Annotated in this window: 13 protein-coding genes and 2 pseudogenes; 11 read left to right on the top strand and 4 right to left on the bottom strand. The window is 61.3% G+C overall.

All coding sequences use genetic code 11. The annotated features are described in order from the left end of the window. Positions 1-2: 2 nt before the first annotated feature. Positions 3-332 carry a DUF6388 family protein gene (locus IQK56_RS03320; RefSeq protein WP_122308560.1) on the bottom strand — a complete coding sequence of 110 codons (330 nt, stop codon included), beginning with the start codon at positions 330-332 and terminating at the stop codon, positions 3-5. Between the two features lie 267 nt (positions 333-599). Here IQK56_RS03320 and IQK56_RS03315 point away from each other — a divergent pair, with 267 nt between their 5' ends. After that, positions 600-2,675, top strand: coding sequence for a PTS sugar transporter subunit IIC/EAL domain-containing protein (locus IQK56_RS03315; protein ID WP_193863713.1), 2,076 nt, complete (start codon positions 600-602; stop codon positions 2,673-2,675). Here IQK56_RS03315 and IQK56_RS03310 read toward each other — a convergent pair. From IQK56_RS03310 to IQK56_RS03300, 3 genes are read right to left on the bottom strand one after another with little or no spacing between them, the layout of a single operon-like run. Beyond that, positions 2,672-3,505: a metal-dependent hydrolase gene (locus IQK56_RS03310; RefSeq protein ID WP_122308556.1), complete on the bottom strand. Its 834-nt coding sequence runs from the start codon at positions 3,503-3,505 to the stop codon at positions 2,672-2,674. The two genes, IQK56_RS03315 and IQK56_RS03310, sit on opposite strands and share 4 nt — an antisense overlap. Positions 3,506-3,520: 15 nt before the next feature. Continuing rightward, positions 3,521-4,411 carry an SDR family NAD(P)-dependent oxidoreductase gene (locus IQK56_RS03305; RefSeq protein ID WP_112195655.1) on the bottom strand — a complete coding sequence of 297 codons (891 nt, stop codon included), beginning with the start codon at positions 4,409-4,411 and terminating at the stop codon, positions 3,521-3,523. After that, positions 4,408-5,946 carry a flavin-containing monooxygenase gene (locus IQK56_RS03300; protein WP_193863712.1) on the bottom strand — a complete coding sequence of 513 codons (1,539 nt, stop codon included), beginning with the start codon at positions 5,944-5,946 and terminating at the stop codon, positions 4,408-4,410. The genes IQK56_RS03305 and IQK56_RS03300 overlap by 4 nt, the downstream gene beginning before the upstream one ends. A 276-nt stretch (positions 5,947-6,222) precedes the next feature. On the opposite strand from IQK56_RS03300, the gene IQK56_RS03295 reads away from it, so the two are divergent. The 10 genes and pseudogenes from IQK56_RS03295 to IQK56_RS03250 all read left to right on the top strand — a co-directional run bounded on the left by IQK56_RS03295 (position 6,223) and on the right by IQK56_RS03250 (position 19,700). Beyond that, a complete protein-coding gene (locus IQK56_RS03295; protein WP_193863711.1) occupies positions 6,223-7,212 on the top strand; it encodes an alpha/beta fold hydrolase in 990 nt (329 codons plus the stop codon). A 294-nt stretch (positions 7,213-7,506) separates the two neighbouring features. Beyond that, positions 7,507-8,787: an alkane 1-monooxygenase gene (locus IQK56_RS03290; protein WP_150760689.1), complete on the top strand. Its 1,281-nt coding sequence runs from the start codon at positions 7,507-7,509 to the stop codon at positions 8,785-8,787. Between the two features lie 113 nt (positions 8,788-8,900). Beyond that, the gene (praA, locus tag IQK56_RS03285) at positions 8,901-9,395 is read left to right on the top strand and encodes an alkane oxidation protein activator PraA (RefSeq protein WP_193863710.1); all 495 of its coding nucleotides are present in this window, start codon (positions 8,901-8,903) and stop codon (positions 9,393-9,395) included. 122 nt (positions 9,396-9,517) lie between these two features. Then, positions 9,518-10,021: an alkane oxidation protein activator PraB gene (gene praB / locus IQK56_RS03280; protein WP_191632512.1), complete on the top strand. Its 504-nt coding sequence runs from the start codon at positions 9,518-9,520 to the stop codon at positions 10,019-10,021. Between the two features lie 111 nt (positions 10,022-10,132). Continuing rightward, positions 10,133-11,548, top strand: a complete 1,416-nt coding sequence (locus tag IQK56_RS03275) for an outer membrane protein transport protein (RefSeq protein WP_150760686.1) — start codon at positions 10,133-10,135, stop codon at positions 11,546-11,548. A 288-nt stretch (positions 11,549-11,836) separates the two neighbouring features. Beyond that, a pseudogene (locus IQK56_RS03270) lies at positions 11,837-14,361 on the top strand (acyl-CoA dehydrogenase). 72 nt (positions 14,362-14,433) lie between these two features. After that, on the top strand, positions 14,434-15,777 hold the full coding sequence (locus IQK56_RS03265; protein WP_193863708.1) for a 3-oxoacyl-ACP reductase: 1,344 nt from the start codon (positions 14,434-14,436) through the stop codon (positions 15,775-15,777). A gap of 3 nt (positions 15,778-15,780) precedes the next feature. Next, a pseudogene (locus tag IQK56_RS03260) lies at positions 15,781-16,670 on the top strand (MaoC family dehydratase). Next, positions 16,667-17,965 (top strand): acetyl-CoA C-acetyltransferase, encoded by a 1,299-nt coding sequence (locus IQK56_RS03255; RefSeq protein ID WP_150760682.1) that lies wholly within the window; start codon positions 16,667-16,669, stop codon positions 17,963-17,965. The pseudogene IQK56_RS03260 and the gene IQK56_RS03255 overlap by 4 nt, the downstream one beginning before the upstream one ends. Before the next feature lie 31 nt (positions 17,966-17,996). Further along, positions 17,997-19,700 (top strand): AMP-binding protein, encoded by a 1,704-nt coding sequence (locus IQK56_RS03250; protein WP_193863707.1) that lies wholly within the window; start codon positions 17,997-17,999, stop codon positions 19,698-19,700. Positions 19,701-19,724: the final 24 nt, after the last annotated feature.

Raw genomic sequence — 19,724 nt, 5'->3', positions numbered from 1 at the left:
TATCAACCGGGCAAGTCATGCAGCTTGCAGTATTCGACCCAGGTCAGGCCGGCCATCTGCGCCACTTCCTTGTGCACTTCCAGGCGCTGCGCCTCAAAGGCCTCGGGGGAGTCTGCGGTGAGTTTGAGCGTCAACTCCCAGGCAAACAAACCCTGGCGTTCCGCTTCCGCTTCGAAGGCTTCATGCAGCCGCTCGGCGCGGTACTGGGCTTGGGTTTCGCCTTTGGCCTGGGCTGCCAGCGGGTTCAACGTGTTCAGTTCTGCGGCCACATCGGGGTGTTCGTTCAAGAAACGGTCCAGCGCGAGCTGGTGATTATCGCCAGGTGTTGACAAGGGCGTGCTCCAAATCAGGTGGGATCAGGCTTCGTTTTTCTGGCCTGGGGCGAGCTTTGTGCGGATTGAGCACAGAGATAACGGGTATTGAAGCAGATTCCGGGCGTGGTCCAGGCCAGAAAATCCAACAATTGAAAACAGTGCTGAAATTTCACCCCGAGACATGGCAAAAGGCTTTCGCTCCCGGTGCCAGGACGTGTAGCGTTAGCCCCGGTATTTCGGGCCCTGCCTTCCAGGGGCAGACGGCGATGGGCTGAGGGACGGGTCATGGCGCAAACGCTGTTCAAACTTTTCTTTACCCAGCGCCTGGCCGCTTTGGCCAGCACCGAGTCGTTGCGCGCAATCCGCGAAGGGCTGCTGTGGATCCTGCCGTGCCTGCTGGTGTCGGCGGGTTTTCTGATCCTGTCCGAATGTGCGCGGGTGCTGGGCTTCGATCCGCAGGTCGTGGCCTTCCTCGCAGGGCTGCACAATCAGATCAGTTCAGTGATTCCGCTGTTGGTAGCTGCTTCCATCGGTTACATGCTGGCGATCCAATACCGCCTGCCCCAGCTACCGGTGGCATTCCTGTGCCTGGCCCAAGTGGTGATTGCGACTTTTATCCTGCGTGAATACCCCCGCGCTTCTGCCACGTTCGTTCTGTTTATCGCCATTGCCTCGCCGCTGCTGAATGTGCCGGCCATGGCCTGGCTGTACCGCTATCGCTGGACCCGCCTGATCAATGAAGACCTGGTAGGGCACAACCTGCGGGGTACGATCAATATGGTCGTGCCGGGAGCGATCACCGCTCTGGCGCTGGTGGCGCTGCTGTCCCTGTTGCTGCAGATCCCTTATGTGGCGCAGTTGCAGGGGCCACAGGTGATTGAAGCCCTGGCGTCGCCCTACGGCAGCGGTTTGTTTGTCACCCTGATGAACTCGCTGTTGTGGTTTTTCGGGATTCACGGCGTGTACGCCATGCAGCCGCTGTTCGACGTCCTGGACCAGGCCGTGGTGCTCAACGGCGCCGCGCTGGCCGCCGGTGAACCGATTAAATATGTGCTCAACAGCGGCCTGTTGGGCAGTTTCGCGTTTATCGGCGGCTCGGGCGGCGCGTTGTGTTTGCTGGTGGCCATCCTGTTGTTTTCCAAGAGCCAGTCCATGCGCCTGCTGGCTGTGGCGAGTCTGCCGCTCTCACTGTTCAACGTCAGTGAAGTCCTGTTGTTTGGCCTGCCGATCATCCTCAATCCACGTTTGTTCATTCCGTTTCTGGTGGTTCCCGCGCTGAACGCAATGGTAGCGCTGACCGTAGTGGGGTGGGGGTGGGTATCCCCGGCGGTAGCCAGCGTGCCTTTCACTTCTCCGATATTGCTCAACGCCTACCTGAGTACCCACGGCGATCTGGCGGCAGTCGTGCTGCAAGTGGCGCTATTGGCCCTGGGCACCCTGGTGTACGCGCCGTACGTACGCGCAATCCATCGCCAGGCCGCTGAAGGGGGCACGGTTTACCTCAAATCCCTGGACATGACCTTCCGTGGCCTTGAAGAAAAAGGCCGGTTACGTGAACTGGACCCGGTGCTGGTGTCTCACAAGACCTTCGCACGCCAGGCCAATGAACTGAGCCATATCCAGCAGATCAGCGACTACGAGTTCTACCTCGAATTCCAGCCACAGGTCTCGACCCGCACCGGCCTGTGTACCGGCTGCGAAGCGTTGATGCGCGCCCGCGATGCCCAAGGCACGGTGCATTCGCCCTGGGAATTCCTGCAGTGGCTGGCTCAGGCGCGGTTGATGCCGGATGTGGACGTATGGGTGGCGTCCCAGGCGGTTCGTCAGTACCAGAAGTGGCAAAAACTCGGCTTCGCCCTGCCGATGACCATCAATATTTCGAGCGCCACCCTGACCGACGCCGCCTACGGCGAGCGCCTGGTGGGAATCCTCGCCCAGGCCCACGGGCAGGTATCGGTGGAGATCACCGAAGACGCGCTGATCAGCGATATCCCGGCCACGCGCCAGAACATCCAGAAATTGCAAGCCATCGGCGCCAAGGTCTATATCGACGACTTTGGCACTGGGTTTTCAGCCTTGAGTTACCTGCACCAGTTTCCGGTGGACTTCATCAAGATCGACCGCAGCTTTGTGGTGGCCCAGCACGATCCCAAAGGCGCCCAGGTACTGACCGGCATGCTGCGTTTCTGTGAAGCGCTGAACCTGGGCGTAGTGGTGGAGGGGGTGGAGACCGCCGAGCAGTTGGCCTTTCTGAACACCGGCCCTGAGTTGATTATCCAAGGCTGGTATTTCAGCAAGGCACTGCCAGGCGATCAGTTGGAAGGCTTTGTGCGCGAGCGTGAAACCTTGGCGCAGGTCTAGTAACCCCGCTGGGTCTGTTCGATGTCCTCGATCAAATCGTCGATACCCGCCAGGCGCGCGCGGTTATCGTGGTCCCAAGGGTGAAAGCCGGGTTTGAAGTAGTGCAACCACGGCCGCAGCATGCGTGGGAAGACTCCCTTGGGGCCATACAGAAATTTCAGCATGCGCCAGAAGCCTTTGAGGTGCCCACCGGCCTTGCGGTCGGCAATCAACAGGCGCACGTGGAAATCCAGCACCACCAGCCAGAAGAATACCGAGGTGGTCAGCATGGCGCCGGTGCGCAGCAGATAGCGCTTGGGCCCTGGCTTGATCACGGTGTTCCACACATCGAACGCCACGGCCTTGTGTTCGGTTTCTTCCAGGGCGTGCCAGTACCACATCTGTTGGTAACCCTTGAGTGAATCGCCGAAGCGTGACGGGTCGCTGAGCAGGATTTCCGCAAGCATCGCGGTGTAGTGCTCAAGGGCAATGGTGATCGCCAGATTGAACGCCGGCGGAAAGTGTTTTTTCTGCAAGTCGAGGATGAACTTGAGGCGACGGTCCAGGGTGTGCGCCGGCAGCCCTGCCGCTTGCATCAGGTCGTTGTAGGCCACGTGTTCGCGGCTGTGCATGGCCTCCTGGCCGATAAAACCCTGGATCTCTTTTTTCAGCGCCGGGTCCTCCACGCGCTGGCGGTAGTGGCGCACGCTGTCCATGAAAAACAGCTCGCCCTGGGGAAACAGCAGCGACAGGGCATTGAAAAAATGCGTGATGAACGGGCCCTGTTCGTGCCAGTTGGTGATGCGCTCGGCGGGCAGGGCAAAACGGACGTCGCGGCGGATAGGCAGCATAGTGCGTGCTCCTGTTCAGAGACGGGGTTCGTCGTTGGTTTCAAATACCGGCCTGGGTTGCTTGGGCGCCATGCGCTTGCTGGCGAACACCACCAACGCTTGATAGGCCGCGGGCAGGCAACGGGCGAGCAGGTCGAGGAAATACGCGTCGCGGCCAATCAGCACGCGGCGTTTGTTTTTGCGCACGCCTTGCAGGATCACTTTGGCGGCCTGGTCGGCATCGGTGATGAAGAGTTTTTCGAAGTCGGCGCGGGCTTGCTGCTCGCTGTGGATCAGGAAGCCGGTCATGTTCGCGTCGATGCGGCTGCTGCGGCAGATGTCGGTGCGAATGCCGCCGGGGTGCACGCAGGTGGCGGACACGCCGCAGCGTTGCAGGTCCAGCTCCTGGCGCAGGGCTTCGGTGAAACCGCGCACGGCGAACTTGGTGGCGTTGTAGCCGCTCATGCCCGGTTGGGCGAACAGGCCGAACACGCTGGAGGTGTTGATCACATGACCATCGCCGCTGGCTTTCAGGTAAGGCAGGAACGCCTTGGTGCCGTGGACCACGCCCCAGAAGTTGATGCCGACGATCCACTCCAGGTCGGCATAGTCCACACCTTCCACGGTGCTGGAGAGCGCCACCCCGGCATTGTTGAATACCAGGTTGACCCGGCCGTGCTCCGCCACGCAGCGAGCCGCCCATTGTTCCATGGCCTGGCGATCGGACACGTCCAGCACCTGGGTAGTGATCGTGACCGGCGACAGGGTGGAGGTTTTGATCAGCGTCAGGGTTTGCTCCAGGCCCGAGGCGTTTTTGTCCGCCAGCGCCAGGTGGCAACCTTCTCGCGCCAGAGCCAGGGCCAATGAACGGCCCATGCCGGATGCCGCGCCGGTGATGGCCGCCACGCGACCGTTGAATGACTTCATGACAGGCTGCCTTCTGCGGTGGAATGGGGTGCGGTTGCGGGATGGGCGGGTGTATGGAGCGGTAGCCGTTCGACTACATAGTCCTTGAGCGCAAACTGTCGCGTGACCTGCTTGAAGCGCCATGTCGAGCCGGGCCACAGGGTGGTGTTCTTGCCGGTACGCGGGTCGAGGTACCAGCTCTGGCAACCGCCGGTGTTCCAGATGGTGCGCTTGAGCTGGTCTTGCAGTTGGCGGTTGTAGGCCTGTTCCACCGCCGGCTTGACGTCCACCGTGGCGATGCGCTGGCGCTGCATCTGCTTGAGGGCGTCGAGGATGTAGGTCACCTGCGCCTCGATCATCAGGATCATCGAGTTGTGCCCCAGGCCGGTATTGGGCCCCACGATCAAAAACAGGTTGGGATAGCCCGGCACCGTGGTGCCCTTGTAGGCGTGGGCGCCGTCGCGCCAGGTGTCCATCAGGTCCAGCCCGTCGCGCCCGATGATGCAATCCCGTGGCAGGGGATCGGTGGCCTGGAAGCCGGTGCCGAAGATCAGGCAATCGGCCGGGTGCTTGATGCCGTCGGCGGTGATCACGCCGTCGGCTTCGACGCGCAGCACGCGGTCGGTGACCACCTCGACATTGCTGCGCGACAGCGCCGGGTAATAATCGTTGGAGATCAGCACGCGCTTGCAGCCGATGGTGTAGTCCGGCGTCAGGGTCTTGCGCAGGGAAGGGCGGGCGACTTGTTTGTGCAGATGGCGCAGGGCGATTTTCTGCACCATTTTCATCAGCCGTGGGTGCAGGGCGAAGCCCACCACGCGACCTTCCAGCGCCCAGTAAAAGGCGCTGCGTACCAGGCGCTGGGTAAAAGGCAGGTGCTTGAACAGCCAGCGTTCGAAGACTGAAATCGTCCGGTCAGGCTTGGGCATGATCCACGGCGGCGTGCGTTGGAACAGGTCCAGGTGGGCCACCTGCGGGGCGATCTGCGGCACGAACTGGATGGCACTGGCGCCAGTGCCGATCACCGCCACGCGCTTGCCCTTCAAGGAATAGTCGTGGTCCCACTGCTGGGAGTGAAAGCTTTTGCCCTTGAAGCTGTCCAGGCCTGGAATCTGCGGCAACGCCGGGCGTGACAGGCCGCCCATGCCCGATACCAGCACCCGTGCGCTCACATGCCGGCCATCGCTGAAGCTCAATTGCCAGCGTTGCTGTTGTTCATCGAACACTGCGCGCTCAAGGCCGTTGTTGAAACGCAGGTAAGGCGCCAATTCGAAGCGCCTGGCGCATTGCTCCAGGTAGGCGCGGATTTCCGCCTGCGGCGCGAACTGCCGCGTCCAGTCCGGGTTGGGCGCAAAGGAAAACGAATACACATGGGACTGCACATCACAGGCGCAGCCCGGGTAGTGGTTGTCCCGCCAGGTGCCGCCGAGGGTGTCGGCCTGCTCGGCGATAAAGAAGTCGCTGAAACCGGCCTCCTTGAGCTTGATGGCCATGCACAGGCCGGCAAAGCCTGAGCCGATGATGGCGATGTCGATGGATTCACTGTGGGCATTCATAGGCTGTCCTTGGTGGGCATCGGATGTGCTCCTGTTTTTGTTTTGTCTTTTAGATAAAACACCATTGCAAAGGAAAATTGAATTAATTATTTTAAAAAAGATTTTAAATAATCTACCTGAAAATATCGCCTACGCTAGGACCATGTTTGGTATGCGCCACTTGTCCGACGGACGAGCACGGTATGCACGAGGTCCAGGTCCAGGGTGTGGACGGTGGCTGAGGCCTTGACCAATTCCGGTCGGGTCGCCAGCAGCAGGGAAGCAGAGGACCGAGCTATGGCTGTGGAGTGGGTTGCCGCTGCGGCGGGCGCAAGTGCGGTGTTATGGGGTTTCAGCGCCTGGATGACACGGCGTATCGAAGCCGCTGTTCCCATCAACGGGCGCTTCGTGGAGGTCGATGGCGAGCGCTTTCATTATGTAGAAGAGGGCAAGGGCCCACCGCTGGTGATGATTCACGGCTTGATGGGCAGCAGTCGCAACCTGACCTATGCCTTGTCCGGCCAATTGCGTGAGCATTTTCGGGTAATCACCCTGGACCGTCCGGGCTCGGGTTATTCCACCCGGCGTAAAGGCACGGCAGCCGACCTGCCGGCCCAGGCGCGGCAAATCGCGGCGTTTATCAATGTGCTGGGCCTGGATAAACCTTTGGTGTTGGGGCATTCCCTGGGCGGGGCGATCTCCCTGGCCCTGGCCCTGGATCATCCCGCTGCAGTCTCGGGCCTGGTGCTGGTGGCGCCGCTGACCCATCCCCAACCCACCTTGCCGCTGGTGTTCTGGTCGCTGGCGGTGCGACCGGCCTGGCTGCGACGCTGGGTCGCCCACACACTCACCGTGCCCATGGGCCTGTTGACCCGGCGTTCGGTGGTCAAGGGTGTGTTTGCGCCGGACACCGCCCCCGAAGATTTCGCCACCCAGGGCGGCGGGCTGCTGGGCATGCGTCCGGACAACTTCTATGCCGCCTCCAGCGAGATTGCGCTGGTCAACGACTTCCTGCCGGACATGGTCAAGCGCTACCCGCAACTGACCCTGCCCATCGGCCTGATCTACGGGGCGCGGGACAAGGTGCTGGACTTCCGTCAGCACGGTCAGGCCCTTGCCGACAAAGTGCCAGGCCTCAAGTTGCAACTGGTGGAAGGGCGCGGCCATATGCTGCCGATCACCGCCACGGCGCGGGTGGTCGAGGCGGTGCTGAGCGTGGCCAAGCGGGCGCGTCCGGCGCAAACGGCCACGGTCCTGCATCCGCCCTTTGCCCTGGCGAACAAATAATCGTGGCCCTGATTGCGGGTTTGGATGTCGCAAATGCCTGCCCTAGAGACCTGACCAAACGGCAGAAAAAGAGACTGTTCGGTCACGTCAAAAAGGCTTCGAAAAAGTAGTTGACGACCTAACGATTCCGCGTTATTTATTTAAAAAAATATTTCAATGTTTGTTTTGAAATGATTTTTGAAATGCCTAAGAGCGAATAAAAATGAAAAAAACGTCTTTTATCGCATGGTTGATTTCCTGGAGTCTTCAGCGCTCCCTGAACCTGTTTTCCACCTCCCTGCCAAGGAGGCTGCCATGAACCAGACTCTGGCAGCGCCAAGTGTGTGGACCGATGGCAAGCGCCACCTCTGGTGGTTGGGCATCATGCCGTTGGCCACGCCGCTGTTGTCCGGCTCTCTGGCCATTGTTACCGGTGTCCAGCAATTGTGGTGGGTCGGTGTGCTGGTGATCTTCGGCCTGATCCCGCTGATCGACGGCCTGCTTGGCGAAGACGTGAGCAACCCGCCCGAGTCCGCCGTCAGCCATCTGGAAACCCAACGCTACTACCGCTGGATCGTCTACACCGGCGTGCTGTTCGTCATCTCGTCGGTGATCATCACCGGCTGGCTGGCCGCCGGCGGTATCGAGTGGATCATCCAGGGTGGCCTGCTGCACGCCACCGCCAACCTTGACCCCTCCAACGGGCTGGTCCACGCCGCCAGTTACATCACCGACCGCACGCAACTGCACGGCGCACCGAGTTGGTTTACCTATCTGGGCATGGCCATGTCGACCGGCGCCGCTACTGGCATCGCCATCAATACCGCCCATGAACTGGGGCACAAGCCCAACGCCCTGGAAGTGTTCCTGGCCAAGGTTACGTTGGCGCCGACCTTCTACGGGCACTTCTACACCGAACACAACCGTGGCCATCACGTGCGCGTCGCCACGCCGGAAGATCCGGCCAGCTCACGCCTGGGCGAGAGCTTCTGGGCGTTCCTGCCGCGCTCGGTGTGGTTCAGCGCGCAGTCAGCGTGGAACCTGGAGCGCGAGCGCCTGCGCAAACTCGGCCTGCCGGCCTGGCACTGGAAGAACGGCGTACTCAGCGCCTGGATGTACAGCGTGGTGCTGTGGGGCGCGATGATTGCGTGGTTGGGTGTCGCAGTGATTCCGTTCCTGATTGTCCAGGGCATCTACGGGTTCTCGCTGCTGGAAGTGGTGAACTATGTCGAACACTACGGCCTTAAACGCCAGAAGTTGCCCAATGGTCGATACGAACGCTGTTCGCCGCGTCACTCCTGGAACAGCAATCGGATTGTGACCAATATCTTTTTGTTCCAGTTGCAACGGCATTCCGATCACCATGCCAACCCCACGCGCAGTTATCAGTCGTTGCGGCACTTTGATGAGTCGCCGCAACTGCCCTACGGTTACGCAAGCATGATTGTCTGGGCGTACGTGCCTTACTTGTGGCGCCGGCGCATGGATCATCGGGTGCTCAATCATTACGCCGGGGATATCACCCTGACCAATCTTCAGCCGTCACAGCGTTTGAAGTATCTGGAGAAGTACAGCAACAGCGCCAAGCCGTTCTGACATGCAGTAACTGTAAGTTGTGTACTCGGGGCCTTACATGCCGCGCAGGACGTTATCGCCCCGAGGAAGTGGTTTGACCCGAACAACAATAATTAAAGGGAAGGACGTACACCATGCAAACACCTGCCAAGTTCACCGCCCATATTCTATTGGCTGCGCTGGGCCTGATCGCCTACCACCAGGCCCAGGCGGCCCGCATCGAACCGGCTGGCAGTGCCTTCACGGCCCAAGGCCCGATCAGCTTCTCCAAAGGCGCGCTGATCAGCGCCGATTGCACCATCAAGGTGGCCGGCAAGGTCGCGGCGGATGGTACTTCGGTGAATGTCGATAAAGTTGAATTCGACGGCGGCCTCAAGTGCAGCCGGGTCGAAGCCATCAACTTGCCGTGGGTATTGATCGCCAAGGACACCCGGAGCGGTTCCATGTCGAATATCAGCGTTGATGTTCACGCCTTCGGCCTGGGTGGCAAGTGCGGGCCTTCTACGGCGAATGGCACCTGGGACAACGCCACCGGCAAGTTGGAAGCCACCAATGTACCGATCGGCGAAGACTGCAAGATCAAGACGGTGTCGATCAAGATGCCGCCGAATTTCAAAGTTGTTGAATAACGTGCAGCGGTAATTGAATTGAGATTTGGCTGGAAAGGGAAGTTCTGCAGTTTCACCGTGACCTCTCGTTCATGGCCATTACCCCCTGGCGAATGACTCGCCATTACATGTGAGGAAAAACAATGAAAAGTTTGAAAACCCTCGTTTGTGCAACTTCTTTCGCTCTTTGCTTTGGTGCCGTTTCGATGGCCAATGCGGCGACCATTGCACCTGCCGGCGCCGCTTTTACCACTGCGGGTTCCATCACCGTCAAGTCACCGGCATCCCTGAATATCCCGGTCACGTGCAACATTATCTTCACCGGTACCGTGGCCAGTGGTGGCGCGGGCGCCTCGATTACTGGCGCCACGGTCAGCGGTTCCAACCCGTTGTGCGCTGTGCCGGTGTTGAGCAACTTGCCATGGCCGCTGACCGTCGCTGGCACAGGTCCTGACGCGTTCACCGGCACTGTTTCGGGTGTGAAATTCAAAATCGCCTCCGACTGCAGCGCTACACCGGTAACCATCGCAGTCAACTGGAAGAACTCCACCAACACGCTTGGCATCTCTACGCCTCAAACCGTGGGCGCTTGCACCATTACCGCCCTCACCGCTGTACCAACTCCGGCGTTTACCGTCAGCCCATAAGTACGCTGAGTACTTGACGTGATGATCACACGTTGACACTGGCAAGTGCCTCGCGAGAGGCACTTGTTTGAACAGGTCGCAAGGGTGCAATACAACAAGAAGGAAACGGGCATGAATAATAAGAAAACACACGCACGCACGTTAATGAGTCTGGCTGTTATCGGCGGCCTGATGGTGATTACGGGGAGTGCGCAAGCCGGTGGGTTTTCTACTCCGACGTTCGGGGCGGAAGGCTGGGGCCGTGCATTCGGTGGTGGTTCGATGTTTAAGGATGATCCGTCATCGGCCTATAACAACCCGGCGGCGATGGCGTTCATTGATCACAATATCTCGCAGTTCAACATCGACTACGCGCGGATCAATATCCACTACAAGGGTACCGCCAGGGACTATGCGGGCAATCCCACTTCGTCAACGACCGTTGACCCCGATACCTTTGCGTTCAACTCCGTGCCCCGTGAAGGTGATGGAGGACAAGGCGGTTTTACCGCCTGGGTGCCGACCGGATTCATGGTCATGCCCATCGGTGACCGTTTCGCCTTTGGTCTCAGCCAGGTTGTGCCCATGGGTGCGCGTACTACCTGGGACAATGACTGGAAAGGAAGGGATTTCGCGGTTGACACGCGTATCGAAACCGTTGGGTTGACCGGGTCGCTTTCGTTCAAGGTCAACGATGAGTTTTCCATTGGCGGTGGTGCGATTGTTCAGCACACCAAAGGGTTCGTCAGCCAGAACGTTGACCTCTATGCCGCTGCCGCGCTTGCCCCGAACTCGATCCCATTCCCGGCGGGCATAGGCTATTCGTTGATGCGGGTCAAAGTCGACAATACCTCGGTGGGCTGGTTCGCCGGCCTGGCCTGGAAGCCAACCCCACAAGACACGTTGGGTTTGAACTACCACGCCAAGATCAAGAACAAACTCGAAGGTAAATACAACATCTACGCTGACGAAGGCTCCCAGGGCCTGATTGACGCAGGATTGCCGGGCATTCTGTATCCAGGTCTGAACCTTCAGATGAGCGGTAAAGCCAGCGCCCAACTGGACGTTCCTGCCAGCGCAGCGATCGATTGGGTGCACCAGTTCAATGATCGTTTTACCCTCGGTGCCAGTGTGCTATGGACCCAATGGTCTTCATTCAAAAACCTGACCTTGAAGTCCGAGGGGTCGACCATCGTCGCCATCCCTTACAACTACAAGGACGTCTGGATGGTCTCCCTCGGCGGCGACTATAAGCTCACCGATGATTTCACGTTACGCGCCGGTGTTGCGACGGACCAGACGCCTACCCGTAACTCCACCCGCGACCCTCGTATCCCGGATGGCGACCGGATCTTCACCTCGCTGGGCTTTGGTTACAAAATCAGGGCTATTCCAGGTCTGGGCATCGACGGCTCCTACTCCCACCAGTTCGTGGAAAAAGCCAAGTTGAAAACCCATAACCAGGATCGCCTTGGGGGTGCAACCCTGGACGGCAAGGCCGATGCCTATGGCGATGTCGTGAGCCTGGGGATCACCTACAACTTTTGATCCTGCGTCACGCCATGCCGGTGTAACCCGTAGGCAGCGCATCTTTCTGCAGGTTTCGCACCCGTAGTGCAACGACCGGGTCGCCCACGCGACCCGTTCCGATATTCGTTCAATATGCATTGATTCGGCTGACGCGTTCAGTCGCTGTTTTTTCGCCCAAGCATTAAATAAAAATTTCAAAACAAAATTTGAATTTGCGTTTCCAAGTTTGTAGTGTGGCTTTACGCGTCAGCCCATTCACGAGTTGGCGCGTCGTAGCCGTACCCTGAATCGAGTAGAGGTATCCCCATGGTTATCTGGTTATTGGTGGGTTTCGCAGCAGCGATTGCCCTGGCGTATCGACAAGCTGCCGCCACGTTGTGGCTGGGCGTAGGCCTGGTCTGGCTGGCAATGGGTTATCTGCTCAATGTGGTTGCTGCGTTCGGCCTTACCGTCGCGGCGCTGCTGGTCATCGCGCCAGCGCTGCTGATGACGATCAAGCCGCTGCGCCGCACCTTGCTCACCGGCAAGGCCCTTGGCCTGTTTCGCACGATCATGCCGGCCATGTCCGACACCGAGCGTGCGGCCATCGAGTCCGGCACCGTGTGGTGGGACGCCGAGTTGTTCAGCGGCAAACCCGACTGGCAGCGCCTGCTGCAAGCCGCGCCGGCCAGCCTGAGCGCCGAGGAGCAAGCCTTCCTCGACAATGAAGTGGAAACCCTCTGCGACATCGCCAACGACTGGGAAACCACCCAGGTCTGGCAGGACATGTCCCCCGAAGGCTGGCAGTACACCAAGGATGCCGGTTTCCTCGGCATGATCATTCCCAAGCAGTACGGCGGCAAAGGTTTCTCCCACTATGCCCACTCGCAAGTGGTGATGAAGCTGTCGACGCGCTGCTCGGCGGCGGCGATTTCGGTGATGGTGCCCAACTCACTGGGCCCGGCCGAACTCCTGCTGCATTACGGCACCGATGCCCAGCGCAATTACTACCTGCCGCGCCTGGCCCGTGGCGAAGACATCCCGTGTTTTGCGCTTACCAGCCCGTATGCCGGCTCGGATGCCGGGGCGATTCCCGATTTGGGCATCGTCTGCAAAGGCGTGCATGAGGGCGAGGAAGTGCTCGGTTTCAAAGTGACCTGGGACAAGCGCTATATCACCCTCGGTCCGATTGCCACCGTGCTGGGCCTGGCGTTTCGTGCCGAAGATCCGGACGGCTTGCTGGGCGCGAAAGATTCGCTGGGGATCACCTGCGCGCTGATCCCGACGTCCCATCCCGGCGTGAACAGCGGTCGTCGCCATTGGCCGCTTAACGCCGTGTTCCAGAACGGCCCGACCACCGGCAAGGACGTATTCATCCCACTGGAATGGGTGATCGGCGGCCGCGAGCAAGTCGGCAATGGCTGGCGCATGCTGATGGAATGTCTGGCCGCTGGCCGCGCCATTTCCTTGCCTTCGGCCAACGTCGGCCTGGGCAAGGTTGCGGTGCGTGGCACCACGGCATATGCCGCGATGCGCAAGCAGTTCGGCCTGCCCATCGGCAAGTTCGAAGGGGTGCAGGCACCGCTGGCGCGCATGGCTGGGCATTTGTATGCCTGCGATGCGGTGCGCAAGGTGTCGGTGGCCTCCCTGGATGCCGGCGAAAAACCGTCGGTGATTTCGGCCATCGCCAAATACCACGTTACCGAGCGCGCACGAATCATCGTCAACGACGGCATGGACATCGTCGCCGGCAAGGGCATCTGCATGGGCCCCAACAACTTCCTGGCCCGCGCCTACCAGCAAAGCCCCATCGCCATCACGGTGGAAGGCGCGAACATCATGACCCGCTGCCTGATCATCTTTGGCCAGGGCCTGATCCGCTGCCATCCTTATGTGTTCCGCGAGATGGAAGCGGCGCGCAACCCGGACCGGCGCAAGGCGCTGGAAGACTTTGACACGGCGATGTTCGGCCACGTGAGTTTCGTGCTGGCCAACACCGTACGTGCGGTGGTGCATGCGCTGACCGGCGGCCGGCTGATTTCCGCACCGGCCAAGACCGAGCCCGTGCTGGCGTCCTACTACCGCCAGGCCAATCGTCTGTCGGTGGTGTTGGCGTTGATCTCGGACATTTCCATGGGCGTGCTGGGAGGGGCCCTCAAGCGCAAGGAAAGTATCACCGGGCGTCTGGGGGATATTCTGTCGCAGCTGTACATCTTGTCCTGCGTGCTCAAGCGCTTCGAGGATGATGGCCGGCCCAGGCAGACCTGCCGCTGGTGCATTGGTCGGCCCAGGACGCGCTGTTGCGTGCCCATGAAGCCCTCGCTGAAGTGCTGGCTAACTACCCCTCGAAAGCCGCCGCCGCAGTGGTCCGCGGCCTGAGCTTTCCGTTCGGCATCCCGCTGCGCAAGCCTTCGGATCGCCTGCTGGCCCAGGTGGCCGATGTGGTGCAGACACCGGGTGAAACCCGCGACCGGTTGCTGGCCAATTCCTACATTCCACGGCCGGAAATCGACAAGCTGGCGTACGGCGAGTTGGGCTTCCGTCTGCTGCCGCAAGTGGAGTTGATCGAGGCCCGACTCAAGCCTGCAATCAAGCAAGGCGTGCTCGAACCCATGCCGATCTCCGCCACAGCCTTTACCACCTGGCGCGTCAAGGCCAGGGCGCTGGACTTGATCAGCGACGACGAAGACGCCTTGCTCGGCCGCTACGTGGAATACGCCGACCACGGCATCCAGGTGGATGACTTCCCCCAGGACTTCGGTTTGCTGGAGGCGTTGCAGCAGCGCAAACAGGCGCTGGAGCCAGCCCCCAAACGCCGCAGCAGCCAAGGCGAAAACGCCTCGGTCAACTAAAAAAAACGCGGTCAGTGTGGGAGGGGGCTTGCCCCCTTCCCACAGGGACCTGTGTTGTGAGTGGATCTATCTATGAGTGACAGCTACCTATCGTTCGTCAATTCCCCCTGGGGCCGGCGCCTGGCCCAGGCGGTCGGCTTGCCGCAACCCTTGGCCCTGCAACGCCATCGCAGCGGCCAACAGGGGCTGGCCAACCCGGTGATGATTGCCGGGGCAGGGCGCCTGACCGCTCAGGTGCAACGCTTCTTCAGCAGCACCGATACTGTTGCCGCCACCCCGGCCACGCTCAAGTCGCCCTCGACGGTCAAGGTGCAGGGCGCGGTGTTCGATGCCAGCGCCGTGGCTGACCTGCAACAATTGGACGAGCTCTACGGTTTTTTTCACGCCAACGCCAAACGCCTCGGCCAACATGGCCGCGTGGTGGTGCTCGGCACCGCGCCGGAACATTGCCAGGATTTGCCCCAGGCCATCGCCCAGCGTGCCCTCGAAGGCCTGGTGCGTTCGCTGGCCAAGGAGCTGCGGCGGGCGATCACCGTGCAACTGCTGTATGTGGCGCCGGGGGCCGAAGACGCGTTGGACAGCAGCCTGGGTTTCTTCCTGTCGCGTCGTTCGGCCTATGTGTCGGGGCAAGTGGTACGGCTGCACAAACCGGTGGACGGCAACCCTGGTGTCAACTGGGAAAAGCCCTTCGCCGGCCGACGTGCATTGGTCACCGGCGCGTCCCGCGGCATCGGTCTGGCCATCGCCCAGGTGTTGGCCCGTGATGGCGCCCATGTGGTGTGCGTGGACGTGCCCCAGGCTCAGCAATCGTTGGAGCAGGCCGCCGCCAGCGTCGGTGGTTCTGCGTTGTCCCTGGACATCACCGCAGCGGATGCCGCCTCGTCTTTGCTGGCCCATGTCAGCCAGTACGGCGCGTTTGATGTGGTAGTGCACAACGCAGGCATTACTCGCGACAAGACCATCGCCAAAATGCCCGAAGCGGCCTGGCGCAGCGTGCTGGCGGTCAACCTTGACGCACCGGTGCACCTGAGCAACGCACTGCTGGAAAACCAGGGGCTTAACCCCGGTGGTCGCATCGTGTGTGTGTCATCGATTTCCGGGATTGCCGGCAACCTCGGCCAAAGCAACTACGCCACCTCCAAGGCCGGCGTGATCGGCCTGGTGCAAGGCCTCGCGCCACGCGCCGCCAGGCAGCAGGTGACGGTGAATGCGGTGGCGCCGGGGTTTATCGAGACCCAGATGACCGCGAAGATCCCGCTGATGATTCGCGAAGCAGGGCGGCGCATGAATTCCATGAGCCAGGGCGGGCAGCCCATCGATGTGGCCGAGACCATCGCCTGGCTGGCGCACCCGGCCTCGGGCGGCGTCAACGGCCAAGTCGTACGCGTGTGTGGCCAAAGTCTGCTGGGAGCCTGAGCCATGGACTACCTGACCCAGATTGTCGACCCGCCGCCCTCGCGCACCCAACTGCTGTTGGACGGCGTGCGTGCCTTGCGCAAGCCCAAGCTCGACGGCGAACCGCTGCTGCCCAAGGCGCGCCTGGTGCGTTCGGCGGTGGAGTTGTCCGCCAGCGGCATTGCCGCCTATGGCCGTGCCTGCGGTTTTCGTCGAGAGCAGGGCGTGCCGCTGTCCTATCCCCACGTGCTGGCGTTCCCTTTGCACCTGATGCTGCTGACCCGACCGAGCTTCCCGTACCCGGCCAGCGGCATGGTGCACCTGGCCAATCGCATCCGTCAGCACCAACGCCTGCACGAAGGCCAGGCCTTGCGCCTGGAGGTGTATGCCGAACGCTGGGTCGCCCATCCCAAGGGCCAGGCGCTGAGCATCGCCACCCGCGCCTACTGCGCCGGCACCCTGGCCTGGGAAAGCGACAGCCTGTACCTGCGCCGCGACGTCAAGGACCCGGTCGGCGAGCCTTGGGCCGACGCGTTGCCGTTGCAGGAACACGGCCTGTTGCGCACCCAACGCTGGGTATTGCCCGCCGACCTGGGCCGGCGCTTCGCCAAGGTCTCGGGGGACTTCAACCCGATTCACACCTCGGTGATCGGCGCGAAACTCTTCGGTTTTCGCCGCGCCATCGCCCACGGCATGTGGACCTTGGGCCGCGCCCTGGCCGCCCAGCAACCGCCTGGTGGCTTGGCTCAGGCCGAAGCCCATTGCGACTTCAAGTTGCCGATTTTCCTGCCCGGCCAGGTCGCCCTGTGGAACCACCCCGCGAGCGGCCGCGCCGTGAGTTCGAAGTGCGCAATTTTGCCGGCGACAAACCCCATATGCGCGGGCTATTTGTCTGGAATGAGAGCCATACATGAGTGACTACAGCTTCAATCCGGCCCCGACCCGCCGCGTGGCGATCATCGGCGGCAACCGCATCCCTTTTGCCCGTTCCAACACGGTGTACGCCCACGACAGCAACCAGGACCTGCTGGTCGCGGCGCTGCAAGGCCTGATCGACCGTTACAACCTGCACGGCCAACGCCTGGGCGAGTTTGCTGCCGGCGCGGTGATCAAGCACTCGCGGGATTTCAACCTGGCGCGTGAGTCGCTGCTATCGACCACGCTGTCTGCGCAGACCCCGGCCTACGATCTGCAACAAGCCTGTGGCACCGGCCTGGAAGCGGCCTTGCTGGTGGCGAATAAAATCGCCCTGGGCCAGATCGAAGTGGGCATTGCCGGGGGCGCCGACACCACCTCCGACGCGCCGATCGGCATCAACGAATCCCTGCGCCATACCTTGCTCGCGGCCAACCGCGCCAAGGGCCTGGGCGAAAAATTGAGGACGTTGCTCAAGGTGCGGCCGTCCATGTTTTTCAAACCCCTGCTACCGCGCAATGGCGAACCGCGCACCGGGTTATCCATGGGCGAGCACTGCGAAGAAATGGCCAAGCGCTGGCAGATCAAGCGGCTGGCCCAGGATGAACTGACCCTCACCAGCCATCAGCGCCTGGACGCGGCCTACACACGTGGTTTCTTCGACGACCTGATCAGCCCCCATCGCGGCCTGGCCCGGGACAACAACCTGCGGGCCGACGCCAGCCTGGAAAAACTCGCCGGTCTGGCCCCCGCCTATGACCGCCAGAACGGCACCCTCACCGCAGGCAATTCCACGCCCCTGACCGATGGCGCCTCGGTGGTGCTGCTGGCCAGTGAGGAATGGGCGGCTGCCAACGGCTGGCCGGTGCTGGCCTACCTGCGCACCGGCGAAACGGCTGCGGTGAATTTTGTCGACGGCACCGAAGGCCTGCTGATGGCCCCGGCCTACGCCGTGCCGCGCATGCTCAAGCGTGAAGGCTTGAGTTTCGCCGACTTCGATTTCTTCGAGATCCATGAAGCCTTTGCCGCCCAGGTGCTGTGCACCCTCAAGGCCTGGGAAGACGCGGACTATTGCCGCGAACGGTTGGGCCTGGACGCGCCGTTGGGCGCCATCGACCGGGCGAAAATGAACGTCAACGGCGGCTCACTCGGCTGCGGCCATCCGTTTGCTGCCACCGGTGGCCGGCAATTGGCGGCGCTGGCCAAGGCCATCCATGAGCGCGGTGGCGGGCGCGGGTTGATCTCGATCTGTGCGGCGGGCGGGCTGGGCATTACCGCCATTGTGGAAAAGTAGCGCTACCCAAAATAACAACAAGGAGACTGCCATGAACGCTATCAGCCAGGAACACACCGAACGGGTTTGGTTGAACGCCTACCTGCCCGGCGTCCCGGCAGACATCGATGCCGCCATTGAGGATTACCCGTCGCTGCGGGAAGTATTCCTGGAGCACCTGGAAAAATTCCGTGAGCGCGTAGCCTATGTCAGCATCGGCACCGAAATGACCTACGCCGACTGGAAGGTCCAAGGCGTTGCGTTCGCCGCCTGGCTCCAGGGCCAGGGTGTGCAACCGGGCGACCGTGTGGCGCTGATGATGCCCAATTGCTTGCAGTACCCGATCTGCCTGCTGGGTACGCTCCTGGCCGGTGCGGTGGTGGTCAACGTCAACCCGCTGTACACCGCCCACGAACTCAAGCACCTGCTCAAGGACAGCGGCGCCGAGACCGTGGTGATCTTTGAAAACTTCGCCCACACCCTGGAGAAAGTCGTGGCCGGCAGCAGCGTCAAGCGCGTGGTGATCGCGGCTATCGGCGATCTGCTCGGCACCTTCAAGGGCGCGGCGATGAACTTCATCCTGCGCCGCGTGCAAAAGCAGGTGCCGGCGTTCATGCTGCCAGGTTCAGTGCGTTTCAATCAGGTGTTGAAACACGGGCGGGCGCTCAACCACTTCCCGGTGAGCATGGTCCTGGATGACCTGGCCTTCCTGCAATACACCGGCGGCACCACGGGCGATGCCAAGGGCGTGATGCTCAGCCACCGCAATATCATCGCCAACCTGTTGCAGGCTAAGGCGTGGGTCGGTGATCAACTGGACCAGGACAAGCAGGAAACCAACGTCACGTTGCTGCCGCTGTACCACATCTTTTCCCTGACGGTGAATTGCCTGATGTTCATGTGCCTGGGCGGGCGCAACATCCTTATCGCCAACCCACGGGACGTGAAGCGGGTGCAGATGATCCTGCGCAAGGAACGCTTCAACGGCATTGCCGGGGTCAACACACTGTTTAACGGTTTGCTGGAAAACAAAGAGTTCTGTGCGCGGGACTTTTCCGACCTGCGCATGGTGATTGCCGGCGGCATGGCCACCCATACCGCGGTGGCCAAGCGCTGGAAGGAAGTCACCGGGCTGCCGATCATCGAGGGGTATGGCCTGACCGAGTGCTCGCCGGTGGTGAGCATCAGCCCCATCGATATCGCCCGCATGCGCGAGATGGAATTCACCGGCAGCATCGGCGTGCCGTTGCCGTCGACCTGGGTGCGTTTTGTGCGTGAGGACGGCGCGCTGGCGGATATCGGCGAACAGGGCGAACTGCAGGTGCGTGGCCCGCAGGTGATGCAGGGCTACTGGAAACGCCCGGAGGCCACCGCTGAAGTGCTGGATGCGCAGGGGTGGTTGTCCACCGGTGATATCGGCGTGATGGACCAGCGCGGGTATATCCGCCTGGTGGACCGCAAGAAGGACATGATCCTGGTGTCGGGTTTCAACGTGTACCCCAATGAAATCGAAGACGTGGTCGCGCTGCACCCAGGGGTAGGGGAAGTCGCGGCGATTGGGGTGGAAGACGCGGTGACTGGCGAGAAGGTGAAGATCATCGTGGTGCGCAAGGACCCGAACCTGACTCAGGAGCAGATCCTTGCCCATTGCCGGGAGTACCTGACGGGGTACAAATTGCCTCGGTATGTGGAGTTCCGTACTGAGGAGTTGCCCAAGACCACCGTGGGCAAGGTGCTGCGCCGGGCGTTGCGCTGATTTAAATGTGCACGTGATCCAAAT

This window comes from Pseudomonas cyclaminis (assembly GCF_015163715.1).
GTDB classification, from domain to species: Bacteria; Pseudomonadota; Gammaproteobacteria; order Pseudomonadales; family Pseudomonadaceae; genus Aquipseudomonas; species Aquipseudomonas cyclaminis.
The sequence above is the reverse complement of the archived record's forward strand: the minus strand, read 5'-3'. Positions and strand labels throughout refer to the sequence as shown.